This window comes from Streptomyces sp. NPDC006332, assembly GCF_040612855.1.
Classification (GTDB): Bacteria; Actinomycetota; Actinomycetes; order Streptomycetales; family Streptomycetaceae; genus Streptomyces.
In genome coordinates, this window is sequence record NZ_JBEXRA010000002.1 from 186,677 (window position 1) to 199,069 (window position 12,393).

The following is a 12,393-nucleotide window of genomic DNA, read 5'->3' on the forward strand; positions in this document are numbered from 1 at the left end:
AGGCTATAGCCACTTGGAGGAGGAGACATGCCTCAGATTGAGGAGGCGCAGCCGAAGTATCTTCAGATCGCACACTTCATTCGCGATCAGATCCTTCGGGGTGACCTGCGACCGGGGGACGAGGTTCCCTCGGAGCGGCAGTTGGCGGCCGACTGGAAGGTGTCCCGGCCGACGGCGGCGCGGTCGCTGGAGGCGCTGAGCCATCAGGGGCTCGTCGAGAAGCGGCAGGGCTCGGGCACATATGTGCGGAGCCTCGAAGTGAACCGACGGGCGAGGGAGTTGTACGGGCGGGCCCGGCAGACCGGGAAAATCTACACGGCCGGTGAGTACGCGGTGATCACGTCGGCCGGGTGGCTGGACGCGCCGGATCATGTCGCTGAGGCATTGGGTCTGGTGAAGGAGCGTCGGGCTGTGCACCGCCGACGGGTCACCAACAACCAGGACGGGCCCATCAATCTGTCCACTTCGTGGTTCGCGCCGGACGTCGGGCAGCGGGCGCCCAAGCTTCTGGAGCCCGAACGGATCCAGGAGGGCACCCTGATGTACGTCGAGAACATGACGGGGCGGCAGGGGAGTTACGCCGAAGATCGCATGTGTGCCCGGCAGGCGACGGACGAGGAGGCGGCGGACCTCCAGCTTGAGCAGGGATCGGCTGTCCTGATCGTGCATCACGTCGTCTTCGACCTCCAGGATCGGCCGTTGGAGTTCGCTGAAGCCACCTACCCGCCGCAGCGCTGGGCGTTCGAGCAGGGGTATCCGCTCGCCTGATGGTTCATTACTTCGGCGAACGGCTTGCGCGACGCAAGTGGCTAATGCCACCATCCAGTAAGTGGCTAAGGCCACTTGATCGGGAGGAGGCGCGGTGTGACGAGTCGGCGGCCGGACCAGGGAGAGCACTTACCTTGCCGGGGTTGCCGGGGGCGTGGCTGGAAGCGGGTCAGTTCGCGTACGTCCCTGGCGCTCGCCGCTGTCGCCGACCGCACCCGTGCCACATCGAAGCGGCGCTGCCTCGACTGTGACGGCAGCGGCAAGGAGTGAGTGCGGATGGCTTACAGGATCGACCGCTACCCCTCTGAGGGCTCACCGCGGCTCGGAGCAATGACCTTGCATCCGGCCCCGGAATCCGTACCCCGGGCGCGACGCTGGTTCCGGAAGTTCATCGCCCCCTACAACCCCTCCTGCTCGGTCGAGGACTGCGAGCTGATGATCTCGGAGTTGGTCACCAACGCCATCCGCTATGGGCGGGCTGATGATCCCTGGGTAGTGCGGGTGGAATGGTTCCGCGAGGAGACCTCGCTGCGGGTCGAGGTACACAACCCGGGCTTCCCGGCGAACGTCCGGCTGAGGAGTCCGGACGCCAACGACGCGCACGGCCGCGGGCTGCTGCTCGTCGACTCAATCGCCGAATCGTGGCACTCCGGGCCCAGTTGCTTCGGGGGGACGGTGGTCAGTTTTGTGGTCGCCGATGCCTGGCCGTCGTGACGAGGGGAATACCCTCCCTTGGTACTGCGCCGGCGGATTCGTCGCTAGTCTGGTTGACCAGTTGACTTGGCCAATCATGACAGGCGGCGGCGTTCATGGCGTATGAAGTGGAGGCACCGAAGTACGTACGCCTCGCCCAGACGATTCAGCAGCGCATCGAGGACGGCACGTACCCGCCCGGGACCCGCGTGCCCAGTGAGAACCAACTGGTGCAGGCCTTCGGAATGTCCCGTCCGACCGTCGTCCGGGCGCTGGAACTGCTGAAGCGTGATGGCTGGCTGGAGTCCCGCCAGGGGTACGGCACGCTGGTGCGAGGGCTTCCCGCAGTCGTCGAGCAAAAGGGTCGCCGGGGGAGTGAAGCGCTCACGCGTGACGAGGCACAGACCCCAGGGCGGCTGGTCGAAGTCGGTCATGTACCTGTTCCGGCGCGCATCGCCTCCGTGCTTGGGTTGCCGAAGCGTGCCAAGGTCCTCGTGCGCCGGTTCCTGGTCATCGATGACGGCGAACCCTTCGAGCTGGTCTCGTCGTACTTCCCCGCCAGCCTGGTCGAGGGTACCGAGTTGGAGAGTGCCACCCCTTTGAGCGGCGGCACCCGCGCTCACCTTGAGGCGCGGAAGAAGGCTCGCTTCGACCATGTGAAGGAGCGTGTCTCGGCTCGGCTGCCTGAGCGGGGTGAGGCTGAGCTTTTGGAGCTCCCGGACGGTGTGCCCGTCCTTAGCGTCCTGGTCGTCGCGTGCGACGCTTCCGGTCAAGCTCTGCAAGTCTCTGACGTGCTGCTTCCCGCCGATCGGCAGGAACTCGAAGACACTTACAGGCTGAGCTGAACCTGCGGGCCGGCCACTGCTTGGCTGTGATGGCCTTTATCTGGTGCGGCGGGTGGCGAGCCGGTAGACCACGTATGTAAAGCCAAGGATGACGTCGACTGCCGCCCATAGGGCGATGATGAGTCCCACGCCGATGGTGGTTCCGACGTCGCTTGCGTCCTCGCACAGCTTCAGGGCGTCGCCTGTCCGGCCTCGGCACTCCGCGGGTGTGCCGCTTCCGCTCGCGGCGCCCGCGATCACCCAGATCAGAAACGCGATCTGGAGGGCCAGGAAGAGCCACAGGAAGACGCGACGTCGCTTCTTCGGCGGGGGTGTCGTCCCGCCCTGGTAGGAGCTGTTTGGCGGGGGCCCTTGCTGCGGTGCCGACCGGGCGTCCGGCGGTGGTTCGGAGCCTTGCGGGCTGCGTGGGCCCCATGACTGCGGCTCCTGAGCGCGGTGTTGTCTGCCCATGTCGCGCCCTCCTCTGCGCTGATGGCTTCATGGTGCGCTCGTGATGTCGGTGGCGCTCGTTGTGGTCACCGAAGCCACTTGACAAGTCAACTTGGCATCTCTAGCTTCGAACTTGCTAAGTCAACTTGTCAGGAGGCAAGTTGATCGATCTCAGAAGGAGAAATCTCTGTGCGTGTGATCCGTGTTGACGCCTCGTCGGCCACGATCCTGCTGACCGAAGCGCCGACCCCGAAGGTGCGTGACCGGCAGACCGGTGAGATCGCCAAGGACACCGTGAGCGGTGAGGCGCTGATGACCGTCGGCGTTGTCTTCATCGACGAGGGGGACTCGTCGCTCATCCAGGTCACCGTTCCCGAAAGCGGTGTGACGGAGGGCCTGGCCGTTGGTTCTCCGGTATCACTGCCGGGCCTCATCGCCCGGCCGTGGGAGAGCGTGTTCAACGGCCAGCAGCGGCACGGCATCGCGTACCGCGCCACCGCCATCGCGCCGGGCGCCTTCCCGGTCGCTCAGGCGAGCTGATCGCCGTGTCGGACCTGATCACGTTTGCCGAACTGGGCGGCTCGCTCGCTGCGATAGGTGGCGCCGTCTACGTCCGGCACGCCAGCCCGGCGGCGTACTGGTCCACGGTCGGGCTCCCGGTTTCGGTGGCCCGGCTGCTGGCCTCGTACTCCTCGACCATGGACGCCTGCGGCCTGACCGTCGAGCCGTCCCGGTTGCGGGTGTTGGCCATCAAAGCGACCAGTCGCCGGGAGGTCCGCCCCGTCCCGCCTCGTCGGGGCCTGATCCGCCCCACCACGACCGGTCTGCGTGTCCGGCTTCGGCTGGCGCCGGGCCAGGAACCCGCCGACGTCGTCGCCTCTGCGGAACGGCTCCGCCACGCCTGGGGTGTGCACGGCGTCTACGTGAAGGACGTGAAGCCCGGTGTCGTCGAACTGCGGCTCATCGGCTTCGACGTCCTTCGCAAGGTCCGGATGCCTCGGCGGACCGATGGCGAGTTCCTCAAGGTGCCGGTGGCGCTGCGGGAGGACGCTACGGCGTTCTTACGCGACTACCGCGCCGTGCCACATGAACTCGTCCTCGGCGCAACGCTGTCGGGCAAGTCCATGTATCTGCGGAACCTGATCACCGGTCTGGCGCGACAGCCCGTCGCCCTGGTCGGCATCGACTGCAAGCGCGGCGTCGAGCTGGCGCCGTTCGCCTCGCGGTTCGCCGCGCTGGCGACCGACCCGGACGAGGCGCCGAACTGCTGCCCGTCCTGGTCAAGGAAATGGAGGACCGATACGACCTCATCAAAGCACGGCAGGGGATCGCCCCCGGCACCCCCGACGAGGAGATCACCTCGGATATCTGGGGCCTGCCGGAGTGCGAACGGCCCACCCCCATCGTGCTGTTCGTCGACGAGGTGGCCGAACTCTTCCTCATCGCCACACGTAAGGACGAGGAACGCCGCGACGAGATGGTCACTCACCTCATCCGGCTCGCCCAGCTCGGTCGTGCGGCCGGCATCTACCTGGAGGTGTGCGGGCAGCGCTTCGGCGCCGAGCTGGGCAAGGGCGCGACCATGCTGCGGGCCCAACTCACCGGCCGTGTCTGCCACCGCGTCAACGACGAAGCATCCGCCAAGATGGCCCTCGGCGACATCGCGCCCGAAGCGGTCTATGCCTCCTGCGCCATTCCCGCCGAGCTGCCGGGCCTGGCCGTGGCGGGTGACACCTCCGGCGGCTGGTCCCGCATCCGCACTCCCCACCTGTCCCTCGCCGCCGCTGCGGCCACCTGCCGCGACACGGCCCACCTCGCTCCGGACGTTCCGGCGCTCACGCCCTTCCGGCCGTACGCCCCGCCCGTAGTCCTGGACACCCCCGAACCGGCACCCACCGAGCGCCTGGCCTCCGAGACAACGGAGGACTGACCGATGCGCACCCACCGCATTCGACTCGACCCCGTCCTGGTCCAAGCGGCCATCGCCGCAGCGCTCTCCTTCGCGCACCTGCACGACCTCGCCGCGGCGGCCGGACAGGACGGGTGGAAGGCGTGGGCCTACCCGATCAGCGTTGACCTGCTTCTGGTAGCGGCCTGGCGGCGGCTGCGTTCTGGTGCCACGAAAGCCGCTGGCTGGTGCTGGTTCATCGTCGCCCTGGTCGCGTCGCTGGGCGCGAACATCGCCACAGCCGGCCTGCTCGACCTTGGTGACGTCCCGGCCTGGCTGCGCATTCTCGTCGCCGGATGGCCCGCGGTCGCCTTCCTCGGCGGAACCCTCCTCGCCCACGGCACTGCGGACCGCGACGAGGCGCCACCAACAGACGAGGAGGTACCCGCGAAGCCCGACACGTCAACTGCGCCTGTGCTACCCGCCGTCGATCCGCAACCGGCGGTACAACCCACAGCCGCCCCGGTCCCGCCCGCTCTTGTCGCCATGGCCCGCAAGGTCGCCGACGACCACCGGACCCGGACCGGGAGCGACATCGACACATCAACCCTTCGTACCCGGCTCGGCGTCCCGCTCCAGCTCGCCGAAGCCATCGCCGCCCAACTCACCTGACCCCGGAGGACTTTCCACCTTGCGTCCGTCCACGCTCCGCGCGCTCAAGCGTGCCGCCGAGCTGACCCGACAGAACCACCTCACCGAAGCCGTGCTCATCGCCGAACCGGTGATCCTCGCCGCTGACAGCTACGAGGGCGACGAGATCTTGCGCTGGCTTGCCGACCACGTCGCCGACTTCACCGGCGAGAACCACAACGACCCGAAGGAGCTGCCCTGATGCCCGCCAACCGCCGCTTCCGCAACGTCGTGCGCATCGGCCCCGTCCAGGTCGGCACCGCCTACGACGGCCGCGGCCGCGAGAAGCACACCGCCGTCTGCACGGCCCCGCGCTGCGGTTTCTCCCACGACTACGACACCCGAGCCGCCGCAGAACTCGCCGCCCGCACCCACCGCTGCCGCGTCCGCTGAGGAGATCCCGTGACTGTCTCGCTCCCGCTGGTCTTCGTCCTGGGCGCCGTCGCCTGGGCCGCGATCAAGTTCCTGGGCGTCCGCATGTGGGTTGCCGTCGTGATCGCCCTGTTCGGCTTCTGGCTCTCCCACACCTTCCTCGCCCCCGCCATCGAGTCCGGCACCCGCTCCGGGGTCGGCGTCGTCAACGGCGACAACCGCTGAAGGGAGCTCCGCCATGTTCCGCCCCAAGCTGCCCGATGTCCCCGCTCCGCCGTCGGCCCTCATCCCTCAGCAGCACCACCAGCACAGCCCGGCCCCCATGGCCGGCCGCTCGCTCAGCCCCTACGCGGGCCCGGTCGCGGCGGTCCTCGTCGGTGGGGTCGTCCTCACCGCGCTCCTGGCGGCGGTTGCCATAACGGCCGTGTCCGTGGCCATCGCCGCCGTGGTCCTGCGCTCCCTGCTGAACAACGCCAACAGGCGCTGACCGGCCGCCGGGGCGGCAAACGCCGCCAAGCATCCCGCCGCCCCGGGGCCGTCCCTCCCAACCGCAGAAACAGCCGAAAGGAACACCCATCATCACCCGGCAGACTCCGCCCCCACTGGCGGAACTCTCCATGCTGGCCTCCCTGGGCACCATGCCCGAGCTGGCCCGCCAACTCTCCGGCCTGGGCGGCTGCACCCACCCCGTCCGCCTCGACGGCCACCGCACCGAATACGCGGTCGACACGGCGACCGGCGAGATCGGCCGAACCCTGCACCACCTCGACTCGACCGCCCTTCCGGCCGGCCAACTCCTGGTCCGCTGCAACAACCGCCGCGCAACTCGCTGCCCGGCCTGCGCCGAGACCTACCGTCGCGACACGTACCACCTGATCACCGCCGGACTCCGCGGCGGCAAAGGCACCTCGGACCAGGTCGCCACACACCCACGCGTCTTCGCCACCTTCACCGCCCCCGGCTTCGGCCCGGTCCACAACCGGCGCACCGACGGCCGCCCCTGCCGCTGCGGCACCCGCCACGAAGAGGACGACCAGGCCCTGGGCACACCCCTGGACCCGGACCGGTACGACTACGAAGCGGCCGTGCTCTGGAACGCCCACGCCGGGCTTCTTTGGCGGCGCTTTTCCATCTACCTCCGCCGGGAGATCGCCAAGCGCGCCGGCCTTACCCAACGCACCTTCCGCGACCATGCCCGCGTCTCCTTCGCGAAGGTCGCCGAGTACCAGAAACGCGGTGCCGTGCACTTCCATGCGGTCATCCGCATAGACGGCCCGGAAGGTGGCGACACAGCGCCGCCCGCCTGGGCGACGGCAGAGCTCCTGACGGACGCCATCGAAGCCGCAGCAACGGCCGCCCGCATCGACGGCCCGACCGTCGACGGCCGCCCCCATGTCTTCACCTTCGGTCGTCAGCTCGACGTCCGCACGATCCGCTCCGCCGACTTCGACGACGGCCAGGAGCTAACCGAGGGGGCCGTTGCCTCGTACATCGCGAAGTACGCGACCAAGGGCGCCGAGACGGCGACCGGAACCCTCGACCGCCCGCTCAAGTTTCTCGCCGAACTCGCCCAAGCACGCGTCACCGACCACGCCCGGCGCATGATCCGCGTCGCCTGGACCCTCGGCGCCCGCCCCGAGCTTGCCGAGCTCCGGTTACGCGCGTGGGCGCACATGCTCGGCTTCCGCGGCCACTTCTCCACCAAATCCCGCCGCTACTCCACCACCCTCGGCGCACTCCGCGACGCTCGCGCCGAATGGCGACGCGCCCAAGCCGCCCCGACGAACGAGACGACGTCGGAAACCACCCTCGTTCTCTCGCACTGGGTCTTCGCCGGAACTGGCCTGAGCCGTGGGGAAGCCTGGCTTGCTTCATCCCTCGAACCCGCCGTTGGAACGGAAGGAGAACCGACATGGACACCCGTCACGACGAGCTAATGACTGTTCGCCAGGTCCTGGATGAGCTGGGCGGTGTCTCTCGTCGGACGTTCTACCGCTGGCGGGAGCTGGGCTACGGGCCGGCCGCGTTCAAGCTGCCCAACGGAGAGCTCCGGGTGTGGCGGAGCGACTTCACCACGTGGCTGCGACAGCTGGAGGCGGCGGCGTGAAGTCTCTTGACGTGAAGGTCTGGGGCGTCCGAAAGCGGGACACCAAAACGCCCTCGTACGGTGTGCGCTGGTCCGTCGCGGGCAACGTGTTCTCGGAATCCTTCCGCACAAAGGCGCTCGCCGACCACTACCGCACGAAGCTCATGCGTGCGATGCGCGACGGCGAGGAGTTCGACACGGCGTCGGGGCTCCCGGCCTTGATGGAAGAGAAGAAGTCGGCCCTGTCGTGGTACGACTTCGCCCTCAGGTACCTCGCGATGAAGTGGCCGCACGCCGCCCCCAATACGCGGGACGGCATCAACGAATCGCTCACGAGCGTGACAGTGGAGCTCCTCGACGAGCGCGCCGGACGGCCGTCGGATGAGGTGATCCGCAAGGCGCTTCGGAACTGGGCTTTCGTGCTTCCGGGGCCCAACGATCGCGAAGTCCCGGACGACGTGCGGAACGTTCTTCACTGGGTGTCCAAGGCATCCCGGCCCCTCGCCGACCTTGCCGAACCCGCCACGGCCCGTGCGGTACTCGACTCGCTGAAGCTCAAGCTCGACGGCACGGCAGCAGCGGCGGAAACCGTGCGGCGTAAGCGTCGGGCGCTCGTCAATGCCGCGAATTACGCCGTTGACCTGGGGGAGTTGCGCGAAAACCCCATCACGGCTGTCCGCTGGCAGAAGCCGAAGGTGTCCAACCAGGTCGATCCTCGGGTTGTCGCCAACCCGGAGCAGGCGCGGAACCTGTTGGCGGCGGTTTCCTACGTGGGCGGTTACCGGCGCGCTCGTGGTCGTCGCCTGGTGGGTCTGTTCGCCGCCATGTACTTCGGTGGCCTTCGGCCGGCTGAAGCGGTCGGCCTTGTCGAGACAGACCTGATGCTTCCCGGACAGGGGTGGGGCTCGGCATTGCTGCACCGGACTCGCCCGTCGGTCGGCAAGCAGTGGACCGATTCGGGGGAGACCCACGACGACCGCGGGCTGAAGAACCGGCCGACCGAGGATGTCAGGCGAGTACCCATCCCGCCCCACCTCGTCGTCGTGCTCCGCGAGCACCTCGCCACCTTCGGCACGGCTGACGACGGGCGGTTGTTCTTCAGCGAGAAGGGCTCGGTCGTCCCGTCCTCGACCTACTACCGCGTCTGGCAGGAGGCTCGACTCCTCGCGCTCCCGCCGGCCGTCGCCTCCTCGCCGCTCGCGAGTCGGCCGTACGACCTTCGTCACTCGGCGCTGTCCACATGGCTCAACGCCGGCGTCGACCCGACCGAGGTGGCCGAGCGCGCTGGCAACAGCGTCGAGGTCCTGCTGACCCGCTACGCGAAGTGCCTCGACGGACGGCAGGACGTTGCGAACCGGCGTATCGAGGATCTGCTCCGCGAGTACGAGTGAGACAACCTGCGCCGACACCGAGGCCCCAGGCATGCCGCCTGGGGCCTCCCTCGTTCCGGCCCTACCCGCGCCAATGCTTCGTTTCGTAACGGGCCGATAACAGCCCTACTGGGATTCCTCGGAACCGTCCTCGCTCACTCCAGCGACTCTGCCGCCGACGAACGCCACGCTCAGCGCGAGGGCGGCTACACCGGTGGCTGCTACCAGCTTCATCCCCGCCCCCTGGAACTGCTTGCTCTCGCTGTCCTTCTCGAATACTCGCCCCACGTTTCGTTCGAGGCGGTCGTGGAGGGACTCCCGCCGTGCCTCGCTGAGGTCGTCCCGAGCAAGGTCGGCCTGCAGAGCGTCCCGCTGGTCCTGTGCAGCCTTGTAGAAGTGGTTCTGACTGTTCTCGTTGGCTGCGAGAGTGGACCTGTGGGCCTCTGCGACTGCATCGATGTTGGCCTTGCCCAGGTCCTTGAATGCAGGGAACTGCTCGATGAGCTTGAGCCGCGCCTCGGTGGCCATCTCGGGCATCGCTGCCGCGAACTTGAGCACCTTGTCCTTGGACAGGTTCCGCCAGTTCGGGATCCCCAACTTCCGCTTGACCGCTGATTCGTTCACGTCGCCCATCCCCTGACTCCACTCGTCGTCCCGTGAGGCATCCCGGATAGTAGCGGTGCCTATCGACAAGCCCCTCTTCCTCGGCCTGCTCGCCATGACTCTGTGAACGGTATTCGCGGCTCAGGTACACCCAATACGCGTCAGTCGACGGGACGGCCGGACCAACGATTGGATGGGACGGTACGACGCAGGTCAGCCCGTCTCTGACTCCGGCCTCGTCGTTCGTCTAGATCCATAAGAGAACCCCTGGGCGCTGGCAGCACTCATGGGCGCCGTTGGTAGCCCCGGTGGCGCGACGACATGCACCTGGGTCTGGCGTTAGCGTGAGCGTCGGCTTCTCTTAGACCTCACCTGCGGCGATACCCCAAGATCCCGTCCACGCCTCGTCCACAGACCTCGACATGCGGCGGCTTTGGGCTGCATCCGCCTGCACATACGCGAAGACCCCGGCCTCAGCGTTTCCGCTGGTGACGGGGTCTTTGGGCACCTAATCCAAGGTGCCCCCGGCAGGATTCGAACCTGCGCACACGGCTCCGGAGGCCGTTGCTCTATCCCCTGAGCTACGGGGGCGTGTCGGCGGCTGAGCGCTTGCTCGCGGCGACGGGTAGAACACTACCAGCTCCGTCCGGGTGTTCATGAACGGGTTTTGCGGCGTCGGGCGAGGTCGCGTCGTCGGGCGAGGGGAGGGCGGGTGCCGGGGCTGAAGGGGAAGGGCGGGGCAGGCTTGAGGGGTGGACGTGGGGCTGACGTGGAGGAGGGTTGCCCGCGCGGGGTGGAAGTCGGGAAAAGCCGGACGCGGTGGCCGGTGCCGACCTACTCTCGAGTTGTGCCAGGCGCGTCCGGCCGGGTGCTTGTTGTGGACGACAACAAGGTCATCCGGCAGCTGATCAGGGTCAATCTCGAACTGGAGGGTTTCGAGGTGGTGACCGCGGCCGATGGTGCCGAGTGTCTGGATGTCGTTCATCAGGTGCGGCCCGATGTGATCACCCTCGATGTCGTCATGCCCCGCCTCGACGGGCTCCGGACCGCCGCTCGGCTGCGATCCGACCCGCGTACCCGTCATCTGCCCCTCGCCATCGTCAGTGCGTGCACGCAGTCCGAGGTCGAGAACGGGCTTGAGGCCGGTGTCGACGCTTTCCTCGCCAAGCCCTTCGATCCTGCCGAACTCGTGCGCCTCGTAGGGCAGTTGGTGGAGGGGGAGAGGAGTGGGGGGAGTGGGGGGAGTGGGGGTGCCCTCAGCGGGGCTGTGGAAGGGGGTCCGGAGGAGTCCGCGTTCGACGGTGTTCTCGGGACCGCCGCAGAGGCCGAGCGGGCTGGACGGGCCGATCGGGCCGGGCGGTCCGGCGGCTGATTGTTTCCGTAGCCGTCCCCTGGGGGGCGACTGAGGCGGCCGCCCGCGTCCTCGCGCCGTCCACATCCCGGAACCCCGCTCAAACCGGCTCGCCTACCCACCCCCCTCCTCCCCTACGCTGGTCCCGTGATCCCCGTCGAGCTCTCCCGTACCGTGCTGCGCGCGGTGCGTCGGGCTGTGGACCGGGGGGAGCTGAGTGTGACCGTTCCGGAGCGGGCCGTGGTGACGGCGCCGGGGCCCGGGGGCTGTGGGGACTACGCCACCAACATCGCCCTTCAGCTGGCGCGGCCGGCTGAGCGGACACCCCGGTACGTCGCCGAGGTCCTTCGGGACCATCTGCTCAGTGACGACATCGGCACCGACGCCACCGACGGGGGCCTCGGTAGCAGCGGCGGTACCGCCGACACCAGCCGTATCGCCGACGTCGTCATCACCGGCCCCGGCTTCCTGAACATCCGCCTGCGCGGCACCGCTTCCGCCGCTCTCGTCGGCGAGATCCTGCGGACGGGGCAGACGTACGGGCACTCCGACGCGCTCACCGGGCAGCTCCGTCGACTGCATGCCGCCCACGAGGTCCGGGCCCTCGTCGTCGCCGACGCCGGCGTCCGTCTCCTCCGCGCGCAGGGCGCACTCGTCCGCGTCACCTGTGAGGCTCGGCCCGATCTGGATTGGGTGAGGGTCCTCGGCGTCCACGTCGACGCGTACGGCGCCTTCCAGTCCCTGGCAGAGGCCCCGGCGGAGCCCCCGGTTCCTATCGAAATCGCCCCGCACCCCACCCCCACCGACCCCACCCCCCTGGGCCCCGACGCCGCCCGCTGGGCACTCCTGCACCCCGCCGCCCACGACCGCCCCCGGATCGGCGGCGAGCACCTCGTCCAGCGTGCGGGCAACCCGCTCTTCCGTGTCCGCTACGCTCACGCCCGCACCCGGGCCGTCAGCCGTAACGCCGCTGACCTGGGGTTCCGCGCCGAACCCGGCGACGTACCGGAAGAGGAATACCTGACGGGCGTCCTCGCCGACCACCCCCGGATCCTCGCCGCGGCCGCCGCGCACTGTGCGCCGGACCGTCTCGCTCGGCACCTCGTCACCGTCGCCGATGCCGTTCTCCCCTTCCTCCCCACTGTCCTTCCGCGCGGCGGGGAGAAACCCTCGGCCGCCCACCGTGCCCGGCTGGCGCTTGCCGAAGCCGCCGGGACGGTGCTGGCCGGTGGCCTGACCCTGCTCGGCATCGACGCACCTGATCACCTGTGAGACAGCGCGCACAGACGCACACAGAC

At 68.6% G+C, this 12,393-nt stretch carries 16 protein-coding genes, 1 tRNA gene and 1 pseudogene; 15 read left to right on the plus strand and 3 right to left on the minus strand.

What is annotated here, in order from left to right; genetic code table 11:
• The first annotated feature begins 27 nt into the window (after positions 1 to 27).
• From ABZ027_RS03025 to ABZ027_RS03035, 3 genes are all read left to right on the plus strand, one after another.
• Positions 28 to 768 (plus strand): GntR family transcriptional regulator, encoded by a 741-nt coding sequence (locus ABZ027_RS03025; RefSeq protein WP_356763753.1) that lies wholly within the window; start codon positions 28 to 30, stop codon positions 766 to 768.
• 276 nt (positions 769 to 1,044) lie between these two features.
• A complete protein-coding gene (locus ABZ027_RS03030; RefSeq protein ID WP_356763755.1) occupies positions 1,045 to 1,482 on the plus strand; it encodes an ATP-binding protein in 438 nt (145 codons plus the stop codon).
• A gap of 95 nt (positions 1,483 to 1,577) precedes the next feature.
• The gene (locus ABZ027_RS03035) at positions 1,578 to 2,306 is read left to right on the plus strand and encodes a GntR family transcriptional regulator (protein ID WP_356763756.1); all 729 of its coding nucleotides are present in this window, start codon (positions 1,578 to 1,580) and stop codon (positions 2,304 to 2,306) included.
• A 36-nt stretch (positions 2,307 to 2,342) separates the two neighbouring features.
• Here the strand turns inward: ABZ027_RS03035 and ABZ027_RS03040 are convergent, their stop codons facing one another.
• The gene (locus ABZ027_RS03040; protein ID WP_356763757.1) at positions 2,343 to 2,756 is read right to left on the minus strand and encodes a hypothetical protein; all 414 of its coding nucleotides are present in this window, start codon (positions 2,754 to 2,756) and stop codon (positions 2,343 to 2,345) included.
• A gap of 168 nt (positions 2,757 to 2,924) precedes the next feature.
• On the opposite strand from ABZ027_RS03040, the gene ABZ027_RS03045 reads away from it, so the two are divergent.
• From ABZ027_RS03045 to ABZ027_RS03090, 10 genes and pseudogenes are all read left to right on the plus strand, one after another.
• On the plus strand, positions 2,925 to 3,275 hold the full coding sequence (locus tag ABZ027_RS03045) for a hypothetical protein (protein ID WP_356763759.1): 351 nt from the start codon (positions 2,925 to 2,927) through the stop codon (positions 3,273 to 3,275).
• Positions 3,276 to 3,280: 5 nt separating this feature from the next.
• Positions 3,281 to 4,665 (plus strand): annotated as a pseudogene (locus ABZ027_RS03050) (FtsK/SpoIIIE domain-containing protein).
• Between the two features lie 3 nt (positions 4,666 to 4,668).
• Entirely contained in the window at positions 4,669 to 5,295 is a 627-nt protein-coding gene (locus ABZ027_RS03055) for a DUF2637 domain-containing protein (RefSeq protein ID WP_356763761.1), read from the plus strand.
• 19 nt (positions 5,296 to 5,314) lie between these two features.
• Positions 5,315 to 5,515 (plus strand): hypothetical protein, encoded by a 201-nt coding sequence (locus tag ABZ027_RS03060; RefSeq protein WP_356763763.1) that lies wholly within the window; start codon positions 5,315 to 5,317, stop codon positions 5,513 to 5,515.
• Positions 5,515 to 5,706: a mobile element transfer protein gene (locus tag ABZ027_RS03065; RefSeq protein WP_356763765.1), complete on the plus strand. Its 192-nt coding sequence runs from the start codon at positions 5,515 to 5,517 to the stop codon at positions 5,704 to 5,706. Before ABZ027_RS03060 ends, ABZ027_RS03065 begins: the two co-directional genes overlap by 1 nt.
• 9 nt (positions 5,707 to 5,715) lie before the next feature.
• Positions 5,716 to 5,910: a hypothetical protein gene (locus ABZ027_RS03070; RefSeq protein ID WP_356763767.1), complete on the plus strand. Its 195-nt coding sequence runs from the start codon at positions 5,716 to 5,718 to the stop codon at positions 5,908 to 5,910.
• 13 nt (positions 5,911 to 5,923) lie between these two features.
• On the plus strand, positions 5,924 to 6,172 hold the full coding sequence (locus ABZ027_RS03075) for a SpdD protein (protein ID WP_356763769.1): 249 nt from the start codon (positions 5,924 to 5,926) through the stop codon (positions 6,170 to 6,172).
• A 130-nt stretch (positions 6,173 to 6,302) separates the two neighbouring features.
• Positions 6,303 to 7,622, plus strand: coding sequence for a replication initiator (locus ABZ027_RS03080; RefSeq protein ID WP_356763771.1), 1,320 nt, complete (start codon positions 6,303 to 6,305; stop codon positions 7,620 to 7,622).
• A complete protein-coding gene (locus ABZ027_RS03085) occupies positions 7,598 to 7,792 on the plus strand; it encodes a helix-turn-helix domain-containing protein (protein ID WP_356763773.1) in 195 nt (64 codons plus the stop codon). Before ABZ027_RS03080 ends, ABZ027_RS03085 begins: the two co-directional genes overlap by 25 nt.
• Positions 7,789 to 9,162, plus strand: a complete 1,374-nt coding sequence (locus ABZ027_RS03090) for a site-specific integrase (RefSeq protein ID WP_356763775.1) — start codon at positions 7,789 to 7,791, stop codon at positions 9,160 to 9,162. The genes ABZ027_RS03085 and ABZ027_RS03090 overlap by 4 nt, the downstream gene beginning before the upstream one ends.
• 105 nt (positions 9,163 to 9,267) lie before the next feature.
• On the opposite strand, the gene ABZ027_RS03095 is transcribed toward ABZ027_RS03090, so the two are convergent.
• Together ABZ027_RS03095 and ABZ027_RS03100 are read right to left on the minus strand one after the other, a co-directional pair.
• Positions 9,268 to 9,861 carry a hypothetical protein gene (locus ABZ027_RS03095; protein WP_356763777.1) on the minus strand — a complete coding sequence of 198 codons (594 nt, stop codon included), beginning with the start codon at positions 9,859 to 9,861 and terminating at the stop codon, positions 9,268 to 9,270.
• Between the two features lie 402 nt (positions 9,862 to 10,263).
• Positions 10,264 to 10,335, minus strand: a tRNA-Arg gene (locus tag ABZ027_RS03100).
• Positions 10,336 to 10,591: 256 nt separating this feature from the next.
• On the opposite strand from ABZ027_RS03100, the gene ABZ027_RS03105 reads away from it, so the two are divergent.
• The gene (locus tag ABZ027_RS03105; RefSeq protein WP_356763968.1) at positions 10,592 to 11,116 is read left to right on the plus strand and encodes a response regulator; all 525 of its coding nucleotides are present in this window, start codon (positions 10,592 to 10,594) and stop codon (positions 11,114 to 11,116) included.
• 126 nt (positions 11,117 to 11,242) lie between these two features.
• Positions 11,243 to 12,367, plus strand: coding sequence for an ArgS-related anticodon-binding protein NrtL (nrtL, locus tag ABZ027_RS03110; protein WP_356763779.1), 1,125 nt, complete (start codon positions 11,243 to 11,245; stop codon positions 12,365 to 12,367).
• Positions 12,368 to 12,393 lie beyond the last annotated feature (26 nt).